This window comes from Pseudomonas sp. 22082 (genome assembly GCF_052046055.1).
Taxonomy (GTDB): domain Bacteria; phylum Pseudomonadota; class Gammaproteobacteria; order Pseudomonadales; family Pseudomonadaceae; genus Aquipseudomonas; species Aquipseudomonas pharyngis.
This window is the reverse complement of record NZ_JBQEQB010000005.1, coordinates 227,245-252,914: the sequence shown is the minus strand read 5'-3', so window position 1 is coordinate 252,914 and position 25,670 is coordinate 227,245. Positions and strand designations below refer to the sequence as shown.

General features: G+C 60.7%; 28 protein-coding genes. 18 read left to right on the top strand and 10 right to left on the bottom strand.

The window, feature by feature from the left end:
• Window positions 1-82: 82 nt before the first annotated feature.
• Window positions 83-706: a TetR/AcrR family transcriptional regulator gene (locus ACTJK9_RS08525; protein WP_007955773.1), complete on the bottom strand. Its 624-nt coding sequence runs from the start codon at window positions 704-706 to the stop codon at window positions 83-85.
• 194 nt (window positions 707-900) lie between these two features.
• Between ACTJK9_RS08525 and ACTJK9_RS08520 the strand changes: the two genes are divergently transcribed.
• From ACTJK9_RS08520 to ACTJK9_RS08485, 8 genes are all read left to right on the top strand, one after another.
• Window positions 901-2,691, top strand: coding sequence for an acyclic terpene utilization AtuA family protein (locus ACTJK9_RS08520; protein WP_440813307.1), 1,791 nt, complete (start codon window positions 901-903; stop codon window positions 2,689-2,691).
• 12 nt (window positions 2,692-2,703) lie between these two features.
• On the top strand, window positions 2,704-3,573 hold the full coding sequence (locus tag ACTJK9_RS08515; RefSeq protein ID WP_440813304.1) for an SDR family oxidoreductase: 870 nt from the start codon (window positions 2,704-2,706) through the stop codon (window positions 3,571-3,573).
• Window positions 3,574-3,576: 3 nt separating this feature from the next.
• On the top strand, window positions 3,577-5,193 hold the full coding sequence (atuC, locus tag ACTJK9_RS08510) for a geranyl-CoA carboxylase subunit beta (protein ID WP_085612234.1): 1,617 nt from the start codon (window positions 3,577-3,579) through the stop codon (window positions 5,191-5,193).
• 29 nt (window positions 5,194-5,222) lie between these two features.
• Window positions 5,223-6,380 (top strand): citronellyl-CoA dehydrogenase, encoded by a 1,158-nt coding sequence (atuD, locus tag ACTJK9_RS08505; protein WP_007908685.1) that lies wholly within the window; start codon window positions 5,223-5,225, stop codon window positions 6,378-6,380.
• Entirely contained in the window at window positions 6,377-7,174 is a 798-nt protein-coding gene (locus tag ACTJK9_RS08500) for an enoyl-CoA hydratase/isomerase family protein (protein WP_440813300.1), read from the top strand. Before atuD ends, ACTJK9_RS08500 begins: the two co-directional genes overlap by 4 nt.
• Before the next feature lie 116 nt (window positions 7,175-7,290).
• On the top strand, window positions 7,291-9,252 hold the full coding sequence (locus tag ACTJK9_RS08495; RefSeq protein WP_440813297.1) for an acetyl/propionyl/methylcrotonyl-CoA carboxylase subunit alpha: 1,962 nt from the start codon (window positions 7,291-7,293) through the stop codon (window positions 9,250-9,252).
• A 69-nt stretch (window positions 9,253-9,321) separates the two neighbouring features.
• A complete protein-coding gene (locus tag ACTJK9_RS08490) occupies window positions 9,322-9,864 on the top strand; it encodes an exonuclease domain-containing protein (RefSeq protein WP_039770400.1) in 543 nt (180 codons plus the stop codon).
• A gap of 82 nt (window positions 9,865-9,946) precedes the next feature.
• Window positions 9,947-10,231: a pyrimidine/purine nucleoside phosphorylase gene (locus tag ACTJK9_RS08485; protein ID WP_007940055.1), complete on the top strand. Its 285-nt coding sequence runs from the start codon at window positions 9,947-9,949 to the stop codon at window positions 10,229-10,231.
• Between the two features lie 70 nt (window positions 10,232-10,301).
• Here the strand turns inward: ACTJK9_RS08485 and ACTJK9_RS08480 are convergent, their stop codons facing one another.
• Both ACTJK9_RS08480 and ACTJK9_RS08475 read right to left on the bottom strand, forming a co-directional pair.
• The gene (locus ACTJK9_RS08480) at window positions 10,302-11,108 is read right to left on the bottom strand and encodes an MOSC domain-containing protein (RefSeq protein WP_221397847.1); all 807 of its coding nucleotides are present in this window, start codon (window positions 11,106-11,108) and stop codon (window positions 10,302-10,304) included.
• Between the two features lie 90 nt (window positions 11,109-11,198).
• Window positions 11,199-12,134, bottom strand: coding sequence for a chemotaxis protein CheV (locus ACTJK9_RS08475; RefSeq protein WP_003226705.1), 936 nt, complete (start codon window positions 12,132-12,134; stop codon window positions 11,199-11,201).
• A gap of 453 nt (window positions 12,135-12,587) precedes the next feature.
• Here ACTJK9_RS08475 and ACTJK9_RS08470 point away from each other — a divergent pair, with 453 nt between their 5' ends.
• The 3 genes from ACTJK9_RS08470 (at window position 12,588) to ACTJK9_RS08460 (ending at window position 15,087) form a co-directional block, all read left to right on the top strand.
• Window positions 12,588-13,058 (top strand): hypothetical protein, encoded by a 471-nt coding sequence (locus tag ACTJK9_RS08470; protein ID WP_085612230.1) that lies wholly within the window; start codon window positions 12,588-12,590, stop codon window positions 13,056-13,058.
• A 479-nt stretch (window positions 13,059-13,537) separates the two neighbouring features.
• Window positions 13,538-14,431, top strand: coding sequence for a sensor histidine kinase (locus tag ACTJK9_RS08465; RefSeq protein ID WP_440813361.1), 894 nt, complete (start codon window positions 13,538-13,540; stop codon window positions 14,429-14,431).
• Entirely contained in the window at window positions 14,428-15,087 is a 660-nt protein-coding gene (locus ACTJK9_RS08460) for a response regulator (RefSeq protein WP_064598266.1), read from the top strand. The genes ACTJK9_RS08465 and ACTJK9_RS08460 overlap by 4 nt, the downstream gene beginning before the upstream one ends.
• On the opposite strand, the gene yegS is transcribed toward ACTJK9_RS08460, so the two are convergent.
• Window positions 15,071-15,988: a lipid kinase YegS gene (gene yegS / locus ACTJK9_RS08455; protein WP_440813291.1), complete on the bottom strand. Its 918-nt coding sequence runs from the start codon at window positions 15,986-15,988 to the stop codon at window positions 15,071-15,073. The genes ACTJK9_RS08460 and yegS overlap by 17 nt on opposite strands.
• Window positions 15,989-16,302: 314 nt before the next feature.
• Between yegS and ACTJK9_RS08450 the strand changes: the two genes are divergently transcribed.
• Entirely contained in the window at window positions 16,303-16,611 is a 309-nt protein-coding gene (locus ACTJK9_RS08450) for a hypothetical protein (RefSeq protein ID WP_172829499.1), read from the top strand.
• A 56-nt stretch (window positions 16,612-16,667) separates the two neighbouring features.
• Here ACTJK9_RS08450 and ACTJK9_RS08445 read toward each other — a convergent pair whose 3' ends face one another.
• Together ACTJK9_RS08445 and moaB are read right to left on the bottom strand one after the other, a co-directional pair.
• Window positions 16,668-17,894, bottom strand: a complete 1,227-nt coding sequence (locus tag ACTJK9_RS08445) for a molybdopterin molybdotransferase MoeA (protein WP_221397849.1) — start codon at window positions 17,892-17,894, stop codon at window positions 16,668-16,670.
• Window positions 17,878-18,417, bottom strand: coding sequence for a molybdenum cofactor biosynthesis protein B (moaB, locus tag ACTJK9_RS08440; protein WP_085612227.1), 540 nt, complete (start codon window positions 18,415-18,417; stop codon window positions 17,878-17,880). The genes ACTJK9_RS08445 and moaB overlap by 17 nt, the downstream gene beginning before the upstream one ends.
• Before the next feature lie 81 nt (window positions 18,418-18,498).
• Here moaB and mobA point away from each other — a divergent pair, with 81 nt between their 5' ends.
• Together mobA and ACTJK9_RS08430 are read left to right on the top strand one after the other, a co-directional pair.
• The gene (mobA, locus tag ACTJK9_RS08435) at window positions 18,499-19,101 is read left to right on the top strand and encodes a molybdenum cofactor guanylyltransferase MobA (protein WP_440813286.1); all 603 of its coding nucleotides are present in this window, start codon (window positions 18,499-18,501) and stop codon (window positions 19,099-19,101) included.
• A gap of 78 nt (window positions 19,102-19,179) precedes the next feature.
• Window positions 19,180-19,401 (top strand): YgdI/YgdR family lipoprotein, encoded by a 222-nt coding sequence (locus ACTJK9_RS08430; RefSeq protein WP_039770418.1) that lies wholly within the window; start codon window positions 19,180-19,182, stop codon window positions 19,399-19,401.
• A gap of 82 nt (window positions 19,402-19,483) precedes the next feature.
• Here the strand turns inward: ACTJK9_RS08430 and ACTJK9_RS08425 are convergent, their stop codons facing one another.
• From ACTJK9_RS08425 to ACTJK9_RS08415, 3 genes are all read right to left on the bottom strand, one after another.
• The gene (locus ACTJK9_RS08425) at window positions 19,484-20,377 is read right to left on the bottom strand and encodes a pseudouridine synthase (protein WP_085612225.1); all 894 of its coding nucleotides are present in this window, start codon (window positions 20,375-20,377) and stop codon (window positions 19,484-19,486) included.
• A 69-nt stretch (window positions 20,378-20,446) separates the two neighbouring features.
• A complete protein-coding gene (locus ACTJK9_RS08420; protein WP_064598282.1) occupies window positions 20,447-20,764 on the bottom strand; it encodes a hypothetical protein in 318 nt (105 codons plus the stop codon).
• A gap of 165 nt (window positions 20,765-20,929) precedes the next feature.
• A complete protein-coding gene (locus tag ACTJK9_RS08415; RefSeq protein ID WP_064598283.1) occupies window positions 20,930-21,166 on the bottom strand; it encodes a glutaredoxin family protein in 237 nt (78 codons plus the stop codon).
• Window positions 21,167-21,356: 190 nt separating this feature from the next.
• Here ACTJK9_RS08415 and ACTJK9_RS08410 point away from each other — a divergent pair, with 190 nt between their 5' ends.
• Entirely contained in the window at window positions 21,357-23,069 is a 1,713-nt protein-coding gene (locus tag ACTJK9_RS08410) for a cation:proton antiporter (RefSeq protein WP_440813283.1), read from the top strand.
• On the opposite strand, the gene ACTJK9_RS08405 is transcribed toward ACTJK9_RS08410, so the two are convergent.
• The gene (locus ACTJK9_RS08405) at window positions 23,066-24,274 is read right to left on the bottom strand and encodes an ammonium transporter (RefSeq protein ID WP_440813281.1); all 1,209 of its coding nucleotides are present in this window, start codon (window positions 24,272-24,274) and stop codon (window positions 23,066-23,068) included. The genes ACTJK9_RS08410 and ACTJK9_RS08405 overlap by 4 nt on opposite strands.
• A 318-nt stretch (window positions 24,275-24,592) precedes the next feature.
• On the opposite strand from ACTJK9_RS08405, the gene ACTJK9_RS08400 reads away from it, so the two are divergent.
• The 3 genes from ACTJK9_RS08400 to ACTJK9_RS08390 are packed head-to-tail and all read left to right on the top strand — an operon-like array spanning window position 24,593 to window position 25,631.
• Complete coding sequence (locus ACTJK9_RS08400; protein WP_007955729.1) at window positions 24,593-24,907, top strand: DUF883 family protein; 315 nt, start codon at window positions 24,593-24,595, stop codon at window positions 24,905-24,907.
• 2 nt (window positions 24,908-24,909) lie between these two features.
• The gene (locus ACTJK9_RS08395; protein ID WP_011335280.1) at window positions 24,910-25,296 is read left to right on the top strand and encodes a phage holin family protein; all 387 of its coding nucleotides are present in this window, start codon (window positions 24,910-24,912) and stop codon (window positions 25,294-25,296) included.
• Entirely contained in the window at window positions 25,293-25,631 is a 339-nt protein-coding gene (locus ACTJK9_RS08390) for a hypothetical protein (protein WP_064598290.1), read from the top strand. The genes ACTJK9_RS08395 and ACTJK9_RS08390 overlap by 4 nt, the downstream gene beginning before the upstream one ends.
• The last annotated feature ends 39 nt before the right edge of the window (window positions 25,632-25,670 follow it).

Here is a 25,670-nt window from a genome sequence, read left to right as displayed (position 1 = left end):
CTCCCCGAAAAAGTACCGATCATTGCATTCAAGCTAGGCGGTTTCGCCAAGTTAGCCAGTTTCCCGGCCCGATAGAAAGCGCCTAGCGCTCTTCGAGCACCAGAATCAGCGCTTCTTCGGCCAGTTGATCCAGGCTCAGGCTGCCGCCGGCACGGAACCAGGTGGTGGTCCAGGACAGCGCACCCGTGAGAAAACGTCGGGTAATGAACACGTCACCACGGATGAACCCCGCCTCCTTGGCCTCGCCCAGCACTTGCAGCCAGAGGTCTTCGTAGATGTCGCGCAGCGCCAGCACTTTGGCCTGACCGTCCTCGGACAGCGAGCGCCATTCATACACCAGCACCGCCATCGCCTCGCCGCTGCCGCCCATGATCGACTGCAATTCGCAGCGGATCAGCGCCAGCACCCGCTCGCGCACATCGGCGGCATCGGCAAGGGCTGCGCGCATCAGCGCGGTGTTGTAGCGGATGGTTTCCTCCATCACCGCCCGCAGGATTTCATCCTTGCTCTTGAAGTGATGAAAGATACTGCCGGACTGGATCCCCACGGCACCGGCCAGATCGCGCACGGTGGTGCGCTCGTAGCCTTTGTTGCGGAACAGGTGGGCCGCCACTTGCAGCAATTTGCCGCGAGCGCTGTCCGGATCGGTCAGCTGGCCGGCGTCGACCAGTTCACGCATGACCCTCAGGGCTTTTTGCTCGTCCACCCGTTCTCTCCTACAGTCGATCAGTCAAATGCGCCGCACGCCGCAGAAACGGCGGGGTTGCGCGGGCAATTTAAGCCGCCGGCGGTGACCAAGCAAGCGCTTGGGCAGAAGATAATTTCAAGCGTTTACAAACCAAGCGCTTGCTTGGTAGTCTCGATGCACTTCTGTCACAGGTTCCTGAGTCGGAGATCAAAATGCCCACCACGGTTCGCATCGGATGCGCCAGCGCATTCTGGGGAGACACCTCCACCGCTGCCGCGCAGCTCGTGGCCGGAGGACAGCTGGATTATCTGGTCTTCGACTACCTCGCCGAAATCACCATGTCGATCATGGCCGGCGCCCGCATGAAGGATCCGCAGGCCGGGTTCGCCGGCGATTTCATCGAAGTCCTCGCGCCCCTGCTGCCGCAACTGGCCGAACAGAACATTCGCGTCATCAGCAATGCCGGCGGGGTCAATCCAAAGGCCTGCGCCGCCGCGCTGCAAGCGGCCTGCGACAAGGCTGGCGTGGTGCTGAAGATCGCCGTGCTTCTAGGCGATGACCTGCAACCCCAGTTCAAACAACTCGCCACCCAAGGCATCACGGAAATGTTCAGCGGCGCCCCGCTGCCGCCGATGTGCGTGTCGACCAACGCCTACCTCGGCGCACCGGGCATTGTCGAAGCGCTGCGTCTGGGCGCCGACATCGTCATCACCGGCCGGGTGGTCGACAGCGCCGTGGTCAGCGCCGCGCTGGTGCATGAATTCGACTGGTCGTGGCACGACTACGACAAACTCGCGCAAGCCGCCTTGGCCGGGCACATCATCGAATGTGGCGCGCAGTGCACCGGCGGCAACTTCACCGACTGGCGCGACGTGCCGGACTACGAACACATCGGTTTCCCGATCGTCGAGGTCAGCGCCGATGGCCAGTTCATCGTCAGCAAACCCGAGGGCTCCGGCGGGCTGGTCACGCCGCTGACTGTCGGCGAGCAGATGCTCTACGAAATCGGCGATCCGCAGGCCTATCTGTTGCCCGATGTGGTCTGCGATTTCAGCCAGGTCAAACTTCAGCAACAAGGCAAGAACGCCGTCCGGGTCCACGGTGCCAAAGGCCTGCCGCCCAGCGACCAATACAAGGTCAGCGCAACGTATCCGGACGGTTTCCGTTGCACCGCCAGTTGCCTGATCGCCGGCATCGATGCCGTGGAGAAAGCCCGGCGCGTCAGCCAGGCGATTCTCGACAAGACCTCGGAAATGCTCGACCAGAAAGGCTTGGGGCCCTACACCGAAACCCACGTCGAACTGCTCGGCAGCGAAGCCACCTACGGTCCTCACGGTCAGCGCCGGGACAGTCGTGAAGTGGTGATCAAACTCGCCGTGCGTCACCCGAACAAACAAGCCTTGATCCTGTTCTCCCGGGAGATCGCACAGGCCGCCACCGGCATGGCGCCGGGCCTGACCGGTATCGTCGGCGGGCGGCCGACGGTGTATCCGCTGATCCGGCTGTTCTCGTTCCTGATCGACAAAAGCGCCTGCACATTGCAAATCGACATCGCCGGCGAATCTCACCCGTTCGCCCTCCCCGCCCCCACCGCCCTCGACAGTCAGGATCTGCCCCTGCCCCATGAAACGCCCAAACCCCAGGGCCGCGCCGACGCGAGCGTGCCATTGGTGAAACTGGCCGTGGCGCGCTCCGGCGACAAGGGCAATCACAGCAACATCGGCGTCATGCCGCGCCGTCCCGAATACCTGCCGTGGATCGCCGAGGCGCTGACCCCGGCGGTGGTCGTCGACTGGATGAACCATGTCCTCGATCCGATTCACGGCCGGGTCGAACGCTGGTATCTGCCGGGCACCCACAGCCTCAACTTCCTGCTGGAAAACGCCCTTGGTGGCGGCGGCGTGGCGAGCCTGCGCATCGACCCGCAAGGCAAGGCCTTCGCCCAACAACTACTGGAAATCCAGATCCCGGTGCCGCAGAGCATCGCCGAACAGTTCGACTAGAGGATTGGCAGCATGGCGTTCGAATCGATTTTCAGGGCTGACCTGTTCAGCGGCCGGACCGTCATCGTCACCGGGGGCGGCAGTGGCATCGGGCGTTGCACCGCCCATGAACTGGCGGCGCTCGGGGCCAACGTGGTTCTGGTCGGACGCAAGCCGGAAAAGCTGCAGACCGTCGCCGCCGAAATCGCCGAGGATGGCGGTCGCGCCCACTGGAAGGCCTGCGATATCCGTGACGAAGAAGCGGTGAAGGCGCTGGTCAGCGAACTGATCCGTGAACACGGGCCGATCCACGGGCTGGTCAACAATGCCGGCGGCCAGTACCCCTCGCCCCTGGCCTCGATCAATCAGAAAGGTTTCGAAACCGTGCTGCGGACCAATCTGGTCGGCGGTTTCCTGATGGCCCGCGAAGTGTTCAACCAGTCGATGAGCAAACACGGCGGCAGCATCGTCAACATGCTCGCCGACATGTGGGGCGGCATGCCCGGCATGGGCCACTCCGGCGCCGCGCGCTCGGGCATGGACAACTTCACCAAGACGGCGGCGTTCGAATGGGGTTATGCCGGCGTTCGAGTGAATGCGGTAGCCCCGGGGTGGATCGCTTCCAGCGGCATGGACACTTACGAAGGCGCGTTCAAGGCCGTGATCCCGACCTTGCGCGAACACGTGCCGCTCAAGCGCATCGGCACCGAATCGGAGGTCAGCGCGGCGATCGTGTTTCTGCTCAGCCCGGCTGCCGCGTTCATCAGCGGCAGCACCTTGCGCATCGACGGCGCGGCCAGTCTGGGCAGTCGCGCCTGGCCTTTGCACAAGGCGACCCACAGCGAATCGTTCAACGGTTTTCACCGGGCCTATATGCCGGATGTCTTGAAGGACAAGGAGTAAGCCATGCCGCAGATCCAGTCCCAGCTCGACTCGCACAGCGAAGCCTTCGCCCGCAACCGCGCAGCGATGCTCGCCGCCATCGAGCAAGTCCAGCAGCTCGAACAGAACCTGCTGAACAAGGCTGCCGAGGCCAAACCGAAATTCGACAAACGCGGACAATTGCTGCCCCGTGAACGTCTGAATCTGTTGCTCGACCCCGGCGCGCCATTCCTCGAACTGGCGAGCCTGGCCGGCTACAAACTGCACGACGACAAGGACGGCAGTTCGGCCGGTGGCGGCTTGATCGCCGGCATCGGTTACGTGTCCGGCGTGCGCGCCTTGATCGTGGCGAACAACAGCGCGATCAAGGGCGGAACGATTTCCCCGTCAGGCCTGAAAAAATCCCTGCGCCTGCAACAGATCGCCCAGGAAAACAAACTGCCGGTCATCACCCTCGCCGAAAGCGGCGGCGCCAACCTCAATTACGCGGCGGAAATTTTCGTCGAAGGCGCACGCAGCTTTGCCAATCAGGCGCGGATGTCGGCCATGGGTTTGCCGCAGATCACCGTGGTGCACGGTTCGGCCACCGCTGGCGGTGCCTATCAGCCGGGGCTGTCGGATTATGTGGTGGTGGTGCGCGGCAAGGCCAAGCTGTTTCTCGCCGGTCCCCCATTGCTTAAAGCGGCGACCGGTGAAGTCGCCACCGACGAAGAACTGGGCGGCGCCGAGATGCACGCGCAAGTCGCCGGCACCGCGGAATACCTGGCCGAAAACGATGCCGACGGCATACGTCAGGTGCGAGAAATCGTCAGCCTGCTGAACTGGAACGAGCAACTGCCGTGGCTGCCTGAGCCGCCATTCAAGGAGCCGTTGTACCCCATCGACGAACTGCTCGGGCTGATCCCGGACGACCCGAAAAAACCCTACGACGTGCGCGAAATCATTGCGCGGATCGCCGACGAATCGCGCTTTCTGGAGTTCAAGGGCGAGTTCGATCAGCAGACCGTCTGTGGCCACCTGAAGATTCAGGGTCGCGCCTGCGGCTTCATCGGCAACAACGGCCCGATCACGCCCAATGGTGCGAGCAAGGCGGCGCAGTTCATTCAGCTCTGCGACCAGAGCCAGACGCCGCTGCTGTTTTTCCACAACACCACCGGGTTCATGGTCGGCACCGAATCGGAACAGCACGGCGTGATCAAGCACGGTTCGAAACTGATCCAGGCCGTGGCCAATGCGCGGGTGCCAAAACTGACGATCGTGGTCGGCGGCTCCTACGGCGCGGGCAACTATGCGATGTGCGGACGCGGGCTCGATCCGCGCTTCATCTTCGCCTGGCCCAACAGCCGCACGGCGGTGATGGGCGGCGCCCAGGCCGGCAAGGTGCTGCGCATCGTCACTGAAGCCAAGCAGCTCAAGGACGGTCTGGTGCCCGATCCGAAAATGCTCGACATGCTGGAGCAGGTCACCGCGCAGAAACTCGACAGCCAGTCCACCGCCCTCTACGGCAGCGCCAACCTGTGGGACGACGGGCTGATCGATCCACGCGACACCCGCACCCTGCTCGGTTACCTGCTGGACATCTGCCACGAAGCCGACATCCGCACGTTGCAACCCAACAGCTTCGGCGTCAGCCGGTTCTGATCGCCACGGATTAAAGGAGAACAATAACAATGATCTTCACCCCGGAACACGAAGCACTGCGCCGTACCGTCCGCCAGTTCGTCGAGCACGAGATCAACCCCCACGTCGATGAATGGGAAAAGGCCGGGCGCTTTCCGATCCACGAGATTTTCCGCAAGGCCGGCGACCTCGGTCTGCTGGGGATTTCCAAACCGGAAAAATTCGGCGGCATGGGCCTGGATTACAGCTATTCGATCGTCGCGGCCGAAGAGTTCGGCACCATCCATTGCGGCGGCATCCCGATGTCGATTGGCGTGCAGACCGACATGTGCACCCCCGCCCTCGCCCGTTTCGGTTCCGATGAGTTGCGCGAAGAATTCCTGCGTCCGGCGATCACCGGCGAGCAGGTCGGCTGCATCGGCGTCTCGGAAGTCGGCGCCGGCTCCGATGTCGCCGGGCTCAAGACCACAGCGCGCAAGGATGGCGACGACTATGTGATCAACGGCAGCAAGATGTGGATCACCAACTCGCCGAGTGCCGACTTCATCTGCCTGCTGGCCAACACCTCGGACGACAAGCCGCATATCAACAAATCGCTGATCATGGTGCCGATGAACACACCGGGCATCAGCCTCAGTTCGCATTTGGACAAGCTCGGCATGCGCAGTTCGGAAACCGCCCAGGTGTTTTTCGACAACGTGCGCGTGCCCCAGCGCAATCGCATCGGCCATGAAGGCGCCGGGTTCATGATGCAGATGCTGCAGTTCCAGGAGGAACGTCTGTTCGGCGCGGCCAACATGATCAAGGGCCTGGAATACTGCGTCGACAGCACCATCGAGTACTGCAAGGAACGTAAAACCTTCGGCAACGCGCTGATCGACAACCAGGTGATCCACTTCCGCCTCGCCGAATTGCAGACCGAAATCGAATGCCTGCGGGCGCTGGTCTATCAGGCCACCGAGCAATACGTCAAAGGCCAGGACGTCACCCGACTGGCCTCGATGGCCAAGCTCAAGGCCGGGCGCCTCGGTCGTGAAGTCAGCGACAGTTGCCTGCAATATTGGGGTGGCATGGGCTTCATGTGGGACAACCCGGTAGCCCGCGCCTACCGCGACGTGCGGCTGGTGTCGATTGGCGGCGGCGCCGACGAAATCATGCTGGGGATCATCTGCAAACTGATGGGCATCCTGCCGGGGAAAAAGAAATGAGCGCCCTGCCCGATTGCCAGACGCTGCTGCTGGAGCGGCACAACGGCGTGTTGCACATCACCCTCAATCGCCCGGACAGCCGCAACACCATGAGCCTGCAAATGGTCGCCGAGTTGCGCGCCGTGCTGGCCAGCGTGTGCGATGACCGCAGCGTCCGCGCACTGGTGCTCAACGGTGCCGGCGGGCATTTCTGCGCCGGCGGCGACATCAAGGACATGGCCAACGCCCGCGCTCAGGGCAGTGATGCCTATCGCGACCTGAACCGAGCGTTCGGGTCGTTGCTGGAAGAAGCGCAGCACGCACCGCAAGTGCTGATCACCGTGCTGCAAGGCGCAGTGCTCGGGGGTGGCTTCGGGCTGGCCTGTGTCAGCGATATCGCGATAGCCGATCACCAGGCGCAATTCGGTTTGCCGGAAACCAGCCTCGGCCTGCTGCCGGCGCAGATCGCGCCGTTTGTGGTGCAGCGCATCGGCCTGACCGAGACCCGACGCCTGGCCCTGACCGCCGCCCGTTTCGACGGCCATCAGGCCCGGCGTCTGGGGCTGGTGCATTTTGTCGAGCAGGACCCGCAGGCGCTCGCCGAGCGGCTGGATGAAGTGCTCGATCATGTCTTGTGTTGCGCCCCGGAAGCGAATGCCGTGACGAAAAAACTGCTGCTGGCCAGCGCCGGCCAACCGTCGAGTGAATTGCTGGACGAAGCCGCGCAGTGGTTCAACGCCGCGGTGACCGGTGCCGAAGGCATCGAAGGCACGATGGCGTTTGTGCAAAAGCGCAAACCGAGGTGGGCCCCTTAAAAACATCGCGGGCAAGCCCGCTCCCACAGTTTTTGTGAGCAACACTGAATCCTGTGGGAGCGAACCTGCTCGCGATGAGGCCCTTCATTCCATCGCCAACATTCAGGAAAACCACCATGCCCGCCCTCCACAAAATCCTGATCGCCAACCGCGGTGAAATCGCCTGCCGCATCCAGCGCACCGCCCAGCCCCTCGGTTATCGCACCGTCGCCGTTTTCAGCGATGCCGACGCTGACGCACTGCATGTCCAAATGGCGGACGAGGCCGTGAACATCGGTCCGGCACCCGTGCAACAGTCCTACCTGAACATCCCGGCCATTCTCGACGCCGCCCGCCGCAGCGGCGCCGACGCCATCCATCCGGGCTACGGTTTTCTCTCGGAAAATGCCGATTTCGCCCGCGCCTGCAAACAGGCCGGCCTGACCTTCATCGGCCCCAGCGTCGAAGCCATCGAACTGATGGGCAGCAAACGCCAATCGAAAATCGCCATGCTCGCCGCCGGCGTCCCCTGCATCGCCGGCTATCAAGGCGCCGAGCAGGACGATGCGGCCCTGACTCGAGAAGCCGAGCGCATCGGTTACCCGCTGATGATCAAGGCCAGCGCCGGCGGTGGCGGGCGCGGCATGCGTCTGGTGCACAGCGCCGAGGAACTGCCGGCGCAATTGCGCACGGCGCGCTCCGAAGCCTTGAACGGTTTCGGCAGTGATGAACTGATCCTCGAACAGGCGTTGATCGAGCCGCGCCATGTCGAGGTGCAGCTATTCGGCGACCATCACGGCAACCTGATCTACCTCGGCGAGCGCGACTGTTCGATACAGCGTCGCCACCAGAAAGTCATCGAAGAAGCGCCGTGCCCGGTGATGACCGCAGAACTGCGCCAGGCGATGGGCGAAGCGGCACTCAAGGCAGGGCGTGCGGTGAACTACGTGGGTGCCGGCACCGTGGAATTTCTCCTCGACGCCAGCGGCCAGTTCTACTTTCTGGAGATGAACACCCGGTTGCAGGTCGAGCACCCGGTGACGGAGTTGATTACCGGGCTGGACCTAGTGGCGTGGCAACTGTCGGTCGCCGAGGGCCAACCGCTGCCGCTGACCCAGGCGCAGGTGAAACTCGATGGCCACGCGATGGAAGTGCGTCTCTACGCCGAAGATCCGGCCCAGGGTTTTCTGCCGCAGACCGGGCGTGTCGAAGCCTGGGCGCCGGCACTGGATCGCGGTGCGCGGATTGATCACGGGCTGATCGAAGGGCAGTCGATCTCACCGTTTTACGACCCGATGCTCGGCAAACTGATCGCTCATGGTGCGACCCGCGAAGAGGCACGGCGCAAACTGTTGTGTGCGGTGCAGGACAGCGTGTTGCTGGGCGTGCAGAGCAATCAGCGGTTGCTCGCCAGCCTGTTGCAGCATCCGCAGTTCATCAGCGGGGAGTTCGGCACTGGCTTCATCCCTCAACATTTCGCCGATCACGATTGCCTGCACACCTATTCGCCCAGTGCCGAAGAGCTGGCCATCGCGGCGGTGCTGTTTTACCAATCCGCCGCGCAGCAACATCGCGCCCCGTTGTCCGGATGGCGCAACAATGTCGGTGCACCGTTGCTTTATCGCATCGGCCTCGACGCCCGCGACTGGAATGTGCAACTGCGCACCAAGCCTGACAACGCTTTTGAAGTTCAGGTTGCGGAGCACGTCATCGAACTCAAATGGGTCGAGCACACCGCCGGGGACGTGACACTGGAGATCGACGGCCTGCGCCAGCGCCATGCCTGTCGCCTGCACAACGACCAGCTCTGGCTGTTCACCCACCCCGGCAGCCTGCATCTGGTGGACCGAACTCATGCGGTGATCGACAGTCAGACCAGCGTCAGTTCCGGCACGTTGAAAGCGCCGATGGATGGCGCCATCATCGATGTGCTCGTCAGCGAAGGCAGCCCGGTCAGCAAGGGCCAGCTGCTGGTGGTGCTGGAAGCGATGAAAATGGAGCACCCGCTCAAGGCAGGCATCGACGGCGTGCTCAAGCGGGTGCAGGTCAAGGTCGGCGATCAGGTAAAAAATCGTCAGGTTCTGTTGCAGGTCGAGTAGTCGCCGCGCGCATCCGCAAGGTTTGACTACGCTCTGAATAATCAGGACGCGGAAATCAGGAACCCTGCGATGCCCCATTGGCTGGTCATAGATCTGGAAGCCACCACCGATGAGGGTGGCTGGCCGGTTACGGAAATGGAGATCATCGAGATCGGCGCGACCCTGGTGGATCGCGCGGGTCGCGAGCAGGATCACTTTCAGCGCTTCGTCAAACCGACGCGGCGCCCCTTGTTGACGCCCTTTTGCCGCGAACTCACGCACATCACCCAGGCCAACATCGACGCGGCGCAGCCGTTGAGCGAGGTCTGGCCGGCCTTCGAGCGCTGGCTCGGTCAGCACCAGACGCGCCTTGAAGGCTGGGCCAGCTGGGGCGATTACGACCGCAAGCAGTTGCTTCAGGAATGGCAGCGCCTGCAACTCGACAGCGCCCTGAGCCGGGTGCCGCACATGAACCTGAAACAGCGCTTTGCCAAGGCCCGGCGCCTCGAACGGCCTCTGGGCCTCAATGGCGCGTTGCAACTGGCGGGGATGCAATTCAGCGGTCAACAACACCGGGCGCTGGAGGATGCGCGCAATACCGCCCGATTATTGCCGTTGGTGCTGCCGCTCTAGCGCAGGTGACGGCGCCATGAGCCTTGTGCATACTGGCCGACCCTTTTTGACCCTTTTAAGCTCTTTTCGAGAGGAATCGCCCATGTTTAAAGTCAACGAGTACTTCGACGGCACCGTCAAGTCGATCGCTTTTGGCACCGCTGAAGGCCCTGCGACCATCGGCGTCATGGCCCCGGGCGAATACGAATTCGGCACCAGCCAGCGTGAAATCATGCACGTGGTTTCGGGCGCCTTGACCGTCAAACTGCCGGACAGCAGCGACTGGGAAACCTTCGCCGCCGGCAGCCAGTTCAACGTGCCCGCCAACAGCAAGTTCCAGCTGAAAGTCGCCGTCGACACCGCTTACCTGTGCGAATACCGCGGCTGAAACTCCGGTTTCCTGCTGCCATAAAAATGCCCGTGTCCAAGGACACGGGCATTTTTCGTTTCAGGGCGGGTTATTCGAGGACTTCCACCGGCATGCCAACTTCGAGTCGACCGTTGCTGTCGTTGACCAGGTTTTGGCCGAACATCGCGCCATCGGCCTGGGCGCGGGTCTTCTGCAGGGTTGCCAGCGGTTCGCGGTCAGCGCTGCGCTCACCGGTCTGCGGATCGATCGTGGTGAGAATGCACCGCGAGCAGGACTTGACCACGCGGAACTCGACATCGCCGATACGAATCCGCTTCCAGCCATCCTCGGCGTAAGCATCACTGCCTTCGATCACCAGATTCGGCCGGAACCGCAGCATTTCCAAAGGTCGCCCGACTTCCTGCGACAGGTGTTGCAGCGAGGCCTCACCAATCAGCAACAGCGGGAAACCATCGGCGAATGCCACTTGGTCGTCGTCGTTGCCGTACCCGGCTTGGGTCGTCCGGGCGCGATCCAGCGGCACTTGCACCAGTCGGGTTGGCTTGCCGATGAAATCGCTGACCCAGCGGGCCGCCTCTTCACCGGCATCCGGCACACGCAGGGTGTCACGCCAGATGGTCACGCCACGCAGGTTGTCGTCGCTGCCGGGCAAGGCGACATCCATTGCCGAATGCCCCGGCGCGCTGAGCGTCAGCCCGCCGCTGGCATTCCACAACGCGGAGAGCTGGCTCATTTTCGCTTCGGCACGCTGGGTCAGGAACCGCCCGCTGGCCTCATCCACCAGCATCCAGCGTCGGTCACCCTCAAGCCCCAGTTTGTCCAGGCCGATCCCTTGCAGGACCTCACCCTTGGCGGATTTCAACGGGTAACGATAAAGCGCGCTCAGACGCAGCATGGCCAGCTCCCTGGTGGGTCAAAAACGCCACCCTATACGAGCTTTGTCAGCGAATCAAAGGCTGACGCAGGGTCAGCCTCGACCTGTAGATCAGGCCGGCACTTCGTCAAGCATCAGACGCTGGCGCACCACATCCACCAGTTTGTCCGGCTGGAACTTGGAGAGGAAATTGTCGCAGCCGACCTTTTTCACCATCGAGTCGTTGAAACTGCCGGACAGAGAAGTGTGCAACACCACGTACAGGCCACGCAGGCGCGGGTCGTTGCGGATTTCGGTGGTCAGGCGATAGCCGTCCATTTCCGGCATTTCGGCGTCGGTGAACACCATCAGCAGTTTGTCGGTCATGTTCACCCCGGTATCGGCCCAGGCCTTGAGCATGTTCAGGGCTTTCAGGCCGTCGCTGGCGATGTGCATCTTCACGCCCAACTGGCCGAGGGTGTCGCGCAATTGCGAGAGCGCCACGTTGGAGTCGTCCACCAGCAACACTTCGCGGCCACGGGCACGTTCCAGCACCGGGTCGTCCAGTTTGTCCCGGGAGACCTTGGCGTTGTACGGCACGATTTCGGCGAGGACTTTCTCGACGTCGATGATTTCCACCAGTTGATCGTCGACCTTGCTGATGGCAGTCAGGTAGTGCTGGCGACCGGCACTGGTCGGCGGCGGCAAAATGGCTTCCCAATTCATGTTGACGATGCGGTCCACGCCACCGACGAGGAACGCCTGCACCGAGCGGTTGTACTCGGTGACAATGATCGTGCTGTTCGGGCCCGGCACCAACGGTCGCATGCCGATCGCCTGGGACAGGTCGATCACCGGCAGCGTCTGGCCGCGCAGGTTGACCACACCGCAGACAAACGGGTGACGCTGGGGCATCAAAGTCAGCTTCGGCAATTGCAGGACTTCCTGCACCTTGAACACGTTGATCGCGAACAATTGGCGCCCGGCCAGTCGAAACATGAGAATTTCCAGGCGATTCTCACCCACCAGTTGCGTGCGTTGGTCTACCGTGTCGAGAATGCCGGCCATCAATGACTCCTGGGCTTGTTCTGATGAATTCACTATTGGGGGTTATCGGCTGAATCTGGCGGATCTTGATCCCGTCCAAAATCACCAACAAAAATGCCATTGGCAGGCATTGATGTCACATTAACATCATGCTTTACTGGCCCGGTGAAATCATCTGCTACATTCTTCTCGGCGCGACCCCGATTTGCGCCACAGGTTCCCGTGCCTAAGGGAATCCCCTAGGAACAATCAGGCCCAACCTGATGTTCGCGATATCCAATAGCCATTAATGTGACGCCATTCTCATTGCATGAACGGAGTCAGGCTATTGTGTGCGATCGCAGTTCAGTGGAAACACATCCTCTTGAAACCCCAGGTCTGTGCCAATGCACACCGGGGCGCGGTCTCGCGACGGTTCATGATCGTCGACACACACGGCATTCCCTCATCAGACATGACGTGGTGGAGATAAGCATGCCGAACGACCGTAGTGACTGGGCGCAGCGCTTCCCCGAATTCCTTGTCGAGGCTGAAACGCTCCTGGCCAAGTCCGAAGAATGCCTAAGCCATCTGCAGCTGATCAGCAATGACAAGGACGCCATCGACTGCATGCTCAGCACCCTCCTCAAGCTGGCGAACAAGGCCGATGCCCTGGGGCTGGAGGCGGTATCCGAATTCTCCCTGCACCTGCATGGCTTGCTCAACCAGGTGCAGGGTCACGTGGATTTGCATGCACAGGCCCTGGAAGCACTGAAGGATTGCTTCACCCTGATGGCCTGGCAACTGGAACTGATCGACCCAAGCACCGGCCAATTGGGCCTGGATGAAAGCGAACAGGTGACGCTGATCGAAGCCTTTGCCTGCCAGGTGGGGCAGACTCACTTCCAATTGCCGCTCAATGGCAAGCCGATGTCCCTCGTAACCTGGTCGGAGCGCCAAGCGTAATCGGGCATACCGTGGGCTGTTCGGGCCCGTCATTTCTCACAGACGAAAGTCGCAATTGAATAGTTCATGCCTGCCTGCGACATCCTCCAATAAATAATTACGCTTGATGAATGCTGGCTGCCTTCTGCTGATGTCAGGGTTTTCCTGTGCAAAAGTAACTTGCTGCTGCATCGATAATATCGAGTCGGATATTTCAACTTTTCCATTATGGAACTCTCGTCCAACATGGCCTGTTTCCTGACTCTTTGGACATATAGGCAAACGCGACCAACGGTATGTTAAGTGGTATTATGCAGCCCGTTAGTTGCTTCAATTAATGGCATTGTGACTTCAATGATGGGTTGCCACCGAAGTTGGCGCTCAATTATCGATCACTGAACCGTTTTGAAATCAACAACCTGAGCAAACGTTTTCCAGACAGAGACCGCCAGCCCTTCTGACGGTCTGCCCGCAGCGAACATCCATTGGCTCCATCCGCTATGTACGCCAGCCTCAAGTCGATCACCACATGGCCTCCCTCCCGAGAAAATGCCCGCAGGTTCACACTCCTGCTGTGCACGGTTTCAGCCTTGGGCAGTCTGTTGAGCTATGGCGTCTCCGCGCCACTGTCACTCGGCCTGTTGCTGATCAACGTGGCGGCTGCCGGCTGCGTCTGGACACAACATCGCCTGTCGCGCAAATCCATCAAATTCCAGCCTCAGGAACTGGCCGACCGTTTGCTGGAAGTCCAGGAAAACGAGCGCCATCGCCTGAGCCGCGAACTGCATGACGATATCGGCCAGTTGCTGACCGCCGCCAAGCTGCAAAGCGAATGGCTCAAGCGTCGCTTGCCCGCGGAGATGCAGGAACACTGTTCGGTACTTTGCGAGACGCTGGAGGAAACCCTCAACAAGGTGCGCGACGTTTCGGCCATTCTCAACCCGCGGCAACTGACCAGCCTGGGTCTGGAAGCGAGCCTGCGTGCACACCTGGTCAAGGTATTGGCCAATACTTCGGTGCACTGGAGTCTGGACTGCCAGCAGCGCCTGAATGGAATCCCCGAAGAGATGGCCGTCGCAGCCTTTCGCATCACTCAGGAAGCCGTGACCAACATCCTTCGTCACGCACAGGCCAAAAACCTGCTGATTCGCGTGCAACGCCTGCCACAGGGCTTGACCCTGCTTATCAGCGATGATGGCCTGGGCTTTTCCCCGGCGGCGAATCCCGGCCGCGAAGGACAGCGGGGCATGGCCGGGATGGCCGAGCGCATTGAGCAACTGGGCGGCACACTCAATGTGACCAGCGAGCCGGGCAAAGGCACTCAAATCGAAGCACTATTCCCCTGGGCGCCCCGGGCACTCGAGCGGGCCAGTACGAATAAGGTTATGCGTTGACTTGTAACTTACTTCTGGTGGATGACCACTCGCTGATCAGGGCCGGCGTGCGTGCCCTGGTGCTGGATATTCCCGGCTATGCAGTCATCGGCGAGGCCAATGATGGCTCGCAGCTGCTCGAGATGGTCGAGCTGCTGTCCCCCGATATCGTATTGCTGGACATTTCCATGAAAGAAACCGGCGGCCTGGAAGCCCTGCAGCGACTCAAACGAGTGCGTCCGCACGCCAAAGTGCTGATTCTTTCGATGCACACCGACCCCGCGCTGATCATGCAGGCGCTGGAGTCCGGTGCTCACGGTTATCTGCTCAAGGACACCACGGCCACCGAACTCGAACATGCGCTCGAAGCTCTGCGCAACAACGAGCGCTACTTGAGCCCCGCCATCGCCCATACCGTGATCAATCAGGCGCTGACCCGCAATCTGAAACAGCAGCCGGAAGTCGCCGAGTCGCACAACCTGACCGCACGCCAGCTGGAAATCCTGCGCCTGATCGTGCGTGGCAAGTCCACACGGGAAATCGCCAACGGCCTGGGCCTGAGCATCAAAACAGTCGAAACCCACCGCTCGCAGATCATGAAGCGCCTGCAGATCTACGATGTGGCAGGCCTGGTGCTGTTTGCCGTGCGGGAACAGATCATCAGTCTGGACGACTGAGCCGACGAGTTGCACTCAACAGCGGCGAGCCCTTCGGCAAATGCACACGCAACGCCCCGGGGCGCGCCGCAAACCGCAAACTTTCGCCCTCCAGGGGCTCGCCGTCGAGATTGATGTAAAGCCCTTCGGCGACCTTGATTTCAACCCATGGCAAACGGGCGCGCACAAACATGTTGTCAATGCCGAAGCCGTCGCTGAGCAGATTTTTCAGGGTGCCAACCAACTCCTGCGGCGCCGGCAGGATGCTGATATCCAAGAGACCATCGTCCACCAGCGCTTCGGGGCACAACACGTGTCCGCCGCCGGCCTGACGGCCATTGCCGATCCCGAGGGCCAGCAACTCGCCCTGCCAATGGAAATCCGGCCCCTGCAACTCACCGTACGCGGCATGCAGTTCACTGAACCGCGTCAAACCGGTGAACAGATAAGCTGCGCCACCCAATACCTTTTTCAGATCTTCCGACGTGTTGGCCGTTACCTGGCTGCCGAATCCTCCAGTCGCCATGTTCAGAAAAATCTGCCCACCGACTTCGCCCAGATCGATGTCGTGGGCGGGCGCTTCAAGCAACTCAAGCGCCTCGGCCGGCTCCATCGGAATACCTGCCGCGTGGGAAAAGTCGTTGGCAGTTCCCAGCGGTAAAAGCACCAGACTGGCTTTGCCTGGCTGCGCCGCCAGCGCTTCGGCGATATCACGCAGGGTGCCATCCCCACCGCCGGCGATGATCTGGCGGTATCCCGCCGCCAGCGCCTCCTCCACCAACCGCTGCGCATCGCCGGCCTCCCAGGTCAGACGTACAGCCAGCTCCCAGCCTTGCTCTCGCTTGTTCTCGACAGCGGCACGAACCGCCTCGTTGAGTGCCTGCTTGCCATGCAGAATCAACAATGCCTTGCGTTCACTCATTGCGGTCACTCCCGGAATCAAATTGGTACGCGACATCTTGACCCTCAAGATCGATAAAAAAGTCGTACTTCTTCTGATTAATTCGTGAAGCTCGCCCTCCTTGTCCTACATACCGGTACTTTTTCGTACAGAACGTAAGGAATCGGCTCAATTGACCCGGCCCGGCCATTGGTACAACGTGTGTCGGCGTTAGCGATCTTCAATTCAATTACACAAGGATGTGCATGTAATGAGTGGAAACAATTTCAGGACTTTCGATATTTTGCATTTCGGCATTTGCCAAGAGACCCCCACTGCAGCAGGTGGACGTTTCCATGCAAAGCCATGAAGCAGGACTAGCCGTGAGTCCGGTTGCCTCTCTCTCCGAAAGTCGCGCCAGCCTCAAAGACGAATTCAAATGCAGCGCCAGAAATACCGGAGAAAACAATATGGAACCGCGTATCACCGAGCTGGAAACTCACCTCAAGTACATTCGACGCGACATGGACGAAGTCAGAGGAGACGTCAAAGCCATCAAGCACCGCCTTGCCTACTCGGCAGGTGCGACAGCGATGGTGCTCGGACTGGTGGGCTGGATTGCCAATAGCCGGTTCGACCAGCTCGTTGCACTGATCAGTCGTTGACTGGCAGAAAGGCAGGCATCGTGTAACCACTGTGCCTGCGTTTCAAATTCCTGCGATCAACCGAGAAGCTCGCTGAGTGGAATGAATGGCACCAGGTCTCCTTCGGCCAGGACTCCTCCCTCCCGTACCTCCACCAGCCCCTCGGCCCAGGCAGCGCTGCGCAGAACGCCCGAACTCTGGTTACGGTAGATAATCGCTTGCCCCTGCTCCAGGCGCCCTCGCAGAAATTCACGGCGGTTACCGGCATGGGGCCAGACAAATCCTGCGGGTACCGAAAACTTCAGCGGCTCGACATCCTGCACGCCCTGGCGACGTAACAGATAGGGTCGGGTCAACAAGGCGAAAGTCACCAGTGTCGAGGCAGGATTACCCGGCAATCCAATCACCGGGACACCGCGAAAATGCCCGACCGTCAATGGCTTGCCAGGTTTGATTGCCAGCTTCCAGAGTGTCAGCTCGCCTTCTTCCCTCAATGCGATTCCGAGGAAATCCGCCTCTCCGACCGATACCCCACCGGTCGACAGAATCAGGTCTACATCCTGGAGCTCCCCGAGTTTCGCACGGGTAGTGGGCAGGTCATCAGGCAGAATACCGGCATCAACCACTTCACATCCCAGGCGCTGCAACCAGCTGCACAACAGCACCCGGTTGCTGTTGTAGATCTGTCCCGGCCCCAACGTCGTGCCCGGCTCGACCAACTCGTCTCCGGTGGACAAAACCGCCACACGAACCTGTCGAACGACCTCAAGCCCTGCACAACCCAGCGAGGCAGCCAGCCCCAGCTCGATCGGACCGAGCCGAGTTCCTGCGGACAAGACCAATTCACCGACGGTCGTTTCCTGGCCTTGTGGACGAATGTTCTGCCCGGCCACCATCGTTTCGATGAAACTCACGCGCTCATCGGCATGAATCTCGACGTTTTCCTGCATCTCGACACAGTCGGCCCCCGCAGGCACCGGCGCGCCGGTAAAGATCCGGGCACAGGTGCCCGGTTTCAAAGGTTCCGGTGCCTGACCGGCGAAAATCTTCTGACTGACCGGCAACGGCTCGCCGGTCCAGTCGTCCAGATTCAAGGCATATCCGTCCATGGCGCTGTTCGGCCATGGCGGCAGATCCAGCGTCGAAATCAGATCCTGCGCCAGCACCCGCCCGTGAATCTGCGCCAGTGGCAAAGACTCGCACTCGACAATCCGCGAGGTTTCGGCCATTTCCAGCAAACGCACCAATGCCTCTTCAACAGGCATGAGGCTGCCGGTCTTGCCCGGCTTACCCACGGGATTCACAAGGCGCTGCCTTTTTCAAATGAGTAACGAAATTGCAAGGGCGGTGACGTGAGTCCAGTTGCTCGGCCAGGATGCCATCCCAACCGGTGCGCACTGCATTGGTCGAACCTGGCAGGCAGCAGACCAGCGTGCCATTGGCCAATCCCGCCAGAGCTCGGGATTGCACGGTGGAGGTGCCGATGTCAGCCACCGATATCTGGCGAAACAGCTCACCAAAACCATCGACCTGTTTGTCCAGCAGGCAGGCAACGGCTTCTGGTGTACTGTCGCGACCGGTAAAACCGGTACCACCGGTAATCAGCACGACTTGCACGACGTCTTCGGCAATCCAGTGGGCGACTTGCGCACGGATCTTGTACAGGTCATCTTTGAGCAGCACTCGCTGCGCCAGATGGTGGCCGGCGGCCGTCAGACGGTCGACGAAGACCTGGCCGGAAGTATCGGTTTCCAGGGTTCGGGTGTCGCTGACCGTCAGTACCGCGATATTGAGCGGCACGAAAGGTACATCAGCCTTGGCTTTCATAGGCTCGTCCAGTTGTAGGAGAAACAGCCCGGTGTTATATCACAGCGCCCCCTTTTTTCGCCGCCCCTGCGGAGAGTTGCCATGACCTCGAACACGCCATTACCACCTTGCTCCATTCTGTTACTGGCAGGTGGGCGCGGCCAGCGCATGGGCGGCAAGGACAAGGGGCTCGTGGAATGGCACGGTGAACCGTTGATCGCGCATCTTCATCGTAAAGTTCGGTCGGTGACCGATGATCTGATCATCTCCTGCAACCGCAATCGTGAACGCTATGCGCCATTTGCCGACCAGTTGGTAGGCGATGACGAGGAAGATTTTCCCGGTCCGTTGGCCGGCATTCGTGCCGGCTTGAAAGCCGCGCGCCATACCCACCTGCTGGTACTGCCCTGCGATGTCCCGCGCATCGACCTAGCGTTGCTGCACAGCATGCGTGAAGCGGCCAATCTGAATTCTGAAAAACCTTTAATGTTGCGCCATGACGATCACTGGGAACCGCTGCTTTGCGTAATCCCCGTGGCACTCCTGCCCGCCTTCGAAAACGCCTGGAACGCTGGAGAACGCAGCCCCGGCCGGGTCATGCGCAATCTTGATGCCCAGGCCCTGGTTTGCCCTGACAACGACCCACGCCTGGCCAATCTCAACACCCCTGAACTGTTGAGTTCGCACAACACTGTGTCAGACTGACAGCACTCAAGGAACTTGCACGCCTTGTATACGTCTCAAGCTCAGTAACCAAAAGAATTTCCCTTCGGAGACACACTCATGACTCAACGGACCCTCGCCACTTTCATGCTCGCACTGGGCCTCGCCACCCTCGCCGGTTGCGCCTCGCCAACAGTGATCACCTTGAATGACGGTCGCGAAATCCAGGCTGTCGACGCCCCTAAATATGATGAAGATTCGGGCTTCTACGAGTTCGAACAACTGGACGGCAAGCACACTCGCATCAACAAGGATCAGGTTCGTACTGTCAAAGAGCTTTAATTCTTCAGTTCGACACCCGATACAGAAAAGCCCGCAATATGCGGGCTTTTTCGTGTCTGACCGAAAACAATCGATAGCGGGATCACCAGTCCAGCGTGATGCGGCTCTCGAACTCGCGGGGCTGCCCCGTAACCGGATCAATGAATCGCAGGCCTTGCGCCAGAAGTTTCAGCGGATTGGCGTAGTCATCCTCAACGTCTTTGAGCACTTCGGGATAAAACGGATCATTGCAGATGCTCGCCCCCAGCGCCGTCATGTGTACCCGTAGCTGATGCTTCTTGCCGGTCACTGGATACAGGCCGTAGCGCCAGAGATCACCATTCCTTTCACGCACCTCCACCGCCGTTTCGGTGTTACTTGCACCCGCCCCCTCCTTCATGCGGAAGAAAGGTTCGCCATCGACGAGACGACTTTTGTGTACCAACGGAAAGTCCAGCCCAGGTAACGCGGCCGCAATGGCTTCATAGCGTTTTTCAATCTGCCGGGTGGGGAACAGCGACTGATATGCCGAACGCGTCTGTGGGTTGGCCGAAAAAATCACCAGCCCGGCCGTGTGCCGGTCAATCCGATGCAGCGGCACCAGATGGGGATTGTTCAGGCGCCGGATCAATCGGCGAAGCAGCGTCTGTTCGACGTACTCGCCTGCCGGGGTCACCGGAAGGAAATGCGGCTTGTCGGCCACCACCAGATGATCGTCCGCATACAGAATCGACTCAACTACCGGAATCGGTTTTTCATCCGGCACTTCACGAAAGTAGTGAATGCGCAGCCCTTCCCTGTAGGGCAAATCCAGCGCGATCGGCCGCCCCTGACCATCCAGCACCCGGCCCCGGGCAATCCGATCCAGCCATTGATCGCGCCCGATGGCACTGAAATGCTCACACAGGCAGTCGAGCACTGTCCGCCAGTTGCCGGGGGGCAGATACAGCGTGCTGGCCTGATTCAGTGCGGCGGAAAACGTGGGTGTGCTGGACATACAGAGAACTCGAACCTTCAAAGCAGAGCGGCATTATCCAACACCGGGCGCAGCAGGCCTAGCGCAGAATCAGGCGGGGATCGATTTGAGCGCCGCCGCCTCGGTGAATTCCTTGAGCCAGCGCAGAACATCGACGGCCTCCCAGCGGCCTGGGTCGTACAAGGCGTACAACAGTCCCTGATAACCGACCACATCCAGTTGCTTGTGATAACCGGCGCGCTGAAACAAGGCCTCGATCTCGGCAAAGCACGTATTGAAATGCAGCTTGTTGAAGGGAGTCTTGCCTTCCGTGACCAGACCGTCCAGGCGCAATTCGTGGACGGCCTCGCGCACCACGTCAACCGACATCCCGTTCACGCTGCTTTTCAACTGTTCGACATTGACCACGGTGACTCCCTCTGACATCCGGCTTGCCCTGGCGAATGCCCGAAAACGGCATGGCAGGCCAACTCAATTACTGTATGCGCATACAGTAACCGAATAACCCGAAAAGTGCCAAGTCGTGATTGAGCGAAGGTGACGAGCGCCATCAGCGCAGAAGGGAAAAGACCATTAAAGCAGGAATGCCACCACCTGATCGGCACTGAACGGCCACCCCAGTTCCGCGCCGGTATCGACCCTGCGCAAGACCGGGATCCGCAGGCTGTAAGCCTCGAACCACGACTCATCGTCAGCAATATCCACCAGTTCCACCAGCAGGCCATGCTCGACAAAAGGCATCAGTTCAGCCTCGGCGACTGCACACAAATGGCACCCCAGGGTGCCGAACAACTGGCATTCAGGAAGCATGTGCGCTCAACCCCAGAAAACGAGTGCTCATTCTAGGCCTGCTCGCAAGGCCCGTCGACCTGCCCACCGGGCACAAATCCGCTCTTCGCAAAACCCTGATGTAAATCAGCCCACAAAATCGCCATTTACGCGATGCTCCGGTGTTTTTTACCTCTACGCTTGAAGAGCCTGACCTGTTCCGGAGTGTCTTGTGTTTGCCAATCTGCTGATCATTCTGGCGTCGTCCCTGGTGATGATTGCCCTGTTCCGTCGCCTGCGCCTGCCACCTGTGCTGGGCTACCTGTGCGTGGGATTGATGGTCGGGCCGAAGGCGTTCGACTGGATCAATGAAAGCGAACACTTGCCGGATCTTGCCGAACTGGGGGTGGTGTTTCTGCTGTTTTCCCTGGGGCTGGAATTCTCCCTGTCGAAAATGATTGCCCTGCGCAAGGTGGTTTTCCGCCTGGGCAGCCAACAGGTGCTGATCACTACACTGCTGCTGGGAAGCGTGCTGATGCTCTTGGGCATGCCCGCCACACCGGCCTTGCTGCTGGGCGCCGGCCTGTCGTTGTCATCCACGGCGATTGTGACCAAGGAACTGGGCAGTCTCGGCGAAATCTTCAGCAGCCATGGCCAGAACGCGGTAGGAGTCCTGTTGTTCCAAGACGTGGTGGCCGTATTGCTGCTGACGCTGGTGCCGGTGTTCGCCGGCAGCAGTGATCAGGCCTGGTACTGGGCGTTGCCCCTGACTTTGCTGAAGACCGTGTTGCTGTTTTTCGGTTTGTTGCTGGCCAGCCGCTGGCTGCTTCCCCGCCTGTTTCAGGAAGTCGCGGCGTCCCGCTCGGCGGAGCTGTTCGTACTGCTGGCACTGGTAATTGTGCTGCTGACGGCCTGGCTGACCCACCTGCTGGGCCTGTCCCCGGCCCTCGGCGCGTTCCTCGCGGGCATGCTGCTGGGCGAGAGCCATTACCGACATCAGATCGAGGCCGATATCCGGCCGTTTCGCGACATTCTGCTGGGATTGTTTTTCGTCAGCATCGGCATGCTGATCGACCTGCAACTGTTCGCCAGTCACAGCCTGCTGATTATCGGGATGATCCTGGGTTTAATGGTGATCAAAGGCCTGGTGGTGGCGCTGCTGGTGAAATGGCGCGGCAGCGACAGTGAAACGGCCTGGCGCAGCGGCCTCGCCCTCGCCCAGGGCGGTGAATTCTGCTTCGCCCTGATGGCACAGATGCAGCAAACCCGGTTGCTCCCCGCCGAACTCGGCGCGCTGCTGCTCGCCGCCACCTTCTGCTCGATGCTGCTGACGCCCCTGCTGTTACGCGCCGCACCGCGCATCGCCGCCGCCCTGCACCGCAAACCCAACCAGGAAGCGCAGATCGAAGAAATCAGCGCCCTCAATGCGGGGTTCGACGGGCATGTGGTGATTTGTGGCTACGGCCGTGTCGGTCAGTCGATCGGGCGTTTCATGCGCAATGCCGGGCAAACCTACGTCGCGCTGGACAACGATCCAGTGCGGATCCAGGAAGCCGCCACCGCCGAGCGCGACGTCCACTACGGCGATTCAACCCGCGGCGATCTGTTGACCGCCGTCGGTTTGCTGCGCGCCAGGTTGCTGGTGATTGCTGTGGATCAAGCCGACGTGGCTCTGCGGGTTCTCAAGGAGGCAAGACGCCTCAACCCGACAGTGCCGATCCTGGTGCGCACCCGGGACGACAGCCAGTCGGCCGAGCTGAAAGCAGCCGGCGCCAGTGAAGTGGTGCCGGAACTGCTGGAGTCGAGCCTGATGCTCGGTTCCCATGCCTTGATCCTGCTCGGATTTCCTGCACACCGGGTGCAGGAGAAAGTCGATCAGGTGCGCATCGATCGTTATCGCCTGCTTCACGGTTTTTACCCCGGAGCTGACGATGAGGAGAGCTAGTCCTGGCTTACCGCGCCGATCTTGTGCAACGACAGGTCGGCGCCGTAGTACTCCTGTTCCTGGCTCAGGCGCAGACCATGCAGCGCCTTGATCGAGCCATAGACGGCGAAACCGCCGATCAGCGCCACCGCCACACCGAGGGCAGTGCCGATCAACTGGCTGATCAGGCTGACGCCACCGAGCCCGCCCAACGCGGTCGACCCGAAGATCCCGCAGGCAATGCCGCCCCACACGCCACACAGACCGTGCAACGGCCAGACACCCAGCACGTCGTCGATGCGCCATTTGACCTGCGCCGCTGTGAAGCACCAGACAAACAGGGCACCGGCAACCGCGCCGGTTACCAGCGCACCGACCGGATGCATCAGGTCGGAACCGGCGCACACCGCCACCAACCCCGCCAACGGGCCGTTGTGCAGGAAGCCAGGGTCGTTGCGACCGACGATCAGCGCCGCCACCGTTCCGCCCACCATGGCCATCAGCGAGTTGACCGCCACCAGCCCGCTGACCCCTTGCAGGGTTTGCGCGCTCATCACGTTGAAGCCAAACCAGCCGACGATCAGAATCCACGACCCCAATGCCAGAAACGGAATGCTCGACGGCGCAAACGCCACCAGCTTGCCATCGCGATAGCGTCCGTTGCGCGGCCCGAGCAGCAGCACTGCCGCCAACGCCAGCCAGCCGCCCATGGCATGCACCACCACCGAACCTGCAAAGTCATGGAAGGCTGCACCGAATTGCGCGGTCAGCCAGGCTTGCACACCGTAGTTGCCGTTCCAGATCATGCCTTCGAAAAACGGGTAGATGAACGCAACGATCAGCGCCGTGGCGCACAGTTGCGGCACAAACCGCGCTCGCTCGGCGATGCCGCCGGAAATGATCGCCGGGATCGCCGCCGCAAAGGTCAGCAGGAAGAAAAACTTCACCAGTCCATAACCATGATCGGCACTGAGTACCGCCGCCGGTTGCAGGAAGGTCACTCCGTACGAAAGCCAATAGCCTATAAAGAAATAGGCCAGGGTCGACACCGCGAAGTCGCTGAGAATCTTCGACAGGGCATTCACCTGGTTTTTCTGGCGAACCGTTCCGACCTCCAGAAACGCGAAACCGGCGTGCATGGCCAGCACCATGACCGCACCGATCAGAATGAACAACGTGTTGGAACTGTGGACCAGCGTGTCCACAGCGCTTTGCAGATTTTCCATGAGGAGGCAGACCCGAGGCTAAAAAAGGCACCAAAGCGGTTCATGCGCACATTTCATGCACCAAGTTGCGACCACGCAGTCACTGATCCGCTAGGTCGGTGAACCGCTTTGGCGCACAAGGTCGATGGGCTGACATGAACCTTCATCATCCGGGCCAAGGTTTGCCCGGTTTTACGCCCGGCAACAGCGCACTGCCACCGATCGACGCACCACGACACAGCAAAGTTTGTACCAGTCATTTGTACTGAACCTTCACTCTTGACTCATACTCGAACGCTTCAGAACACCGCTTCAGAACGCCACTTACGGAGATCCCCCATGGCCAGCATCAAGGCAAAGACTGCTCAAGAAATCCTGATGAACGACTTCCAGACCCTGGTCAGCGACACTGAACGCTTGCTGGAGCACACCGCCACGCTGGCCGGTGATCAGGCCGATGAGTTGCGCGAACAGATCCACGAAAGCCTGCTGCGCGCGCGGGAAACCCTGAAGCTGACCGAAGACACCCTGCGCGAGCGCGGTCAGGCGGCGGTCACCGCCACCGAGGAATATGTGTCGGCCAACCCGTGGCAATCGGTGGGCATAGCCGCCGGCGTCGGCTTTCTGATTGGCCTGCTGGCCACGCGGCGCTGATCATGTCGATCGGTGAATCCGGCCCGAACTCGGGTACCGCCTCCTCCACGCGTCGTCTGGGTGCTGCCGTTCTCGGCCTGCTGCACAGCCACGTCGAACTGTTCGGCATCGAACTGCAGGAACAGAAAGCACGCACCGTCAGCCTGTTGCTGTTCGCCGGCCTGGCGCTGGTGTTTGCGCTGCTGTTGCTGGTCGGCCTGTCGACCCTCGTACTGATCGTGTTCTGGGACACCTATCGCCTCGCCGCAATAATTGGTCTGTGCGTGTTTTACACCCTGGCGGCAATTTTTTGCGCGCTGCGTCTCAAAGCCGCGATCTTCGATGAATCCTCGCCCTTCCACGGCACGCTGGAAGAACTGGCCAATGATCGGGAGCGCCTGCTGCCATGAGCCTGCCTGAACTTCCGCACAACAGCTCACGCCGGGAAATGCGCAAGGCACTGATCCGCCTGCGCATGGAAATGCATCGTCAGGAAATCCGCCATGAAACCGGCCAGGTCCTGCAACCACTGCAACGCATGCGTGGCATGACGCAAAACCTGCAGGGTGGTTTCGGCATCAAGCACGCGCCGTTGTGGGGCGTGGCGGCTGTGACGCTACTGGGTTTCATCACGGGTAAAGGGGCCAAGAGCGGTGGCGTCGGCGGTTTGACCCGACTGATCCGCCTGGGCACCAGCCTCGCTCCGCTGATCAAGCTGGTCATGCAGAGTTCGAGCAAGCGCTGATCCCCACGCATCTGGCTGCATTCTTGCAACACCGGCGGG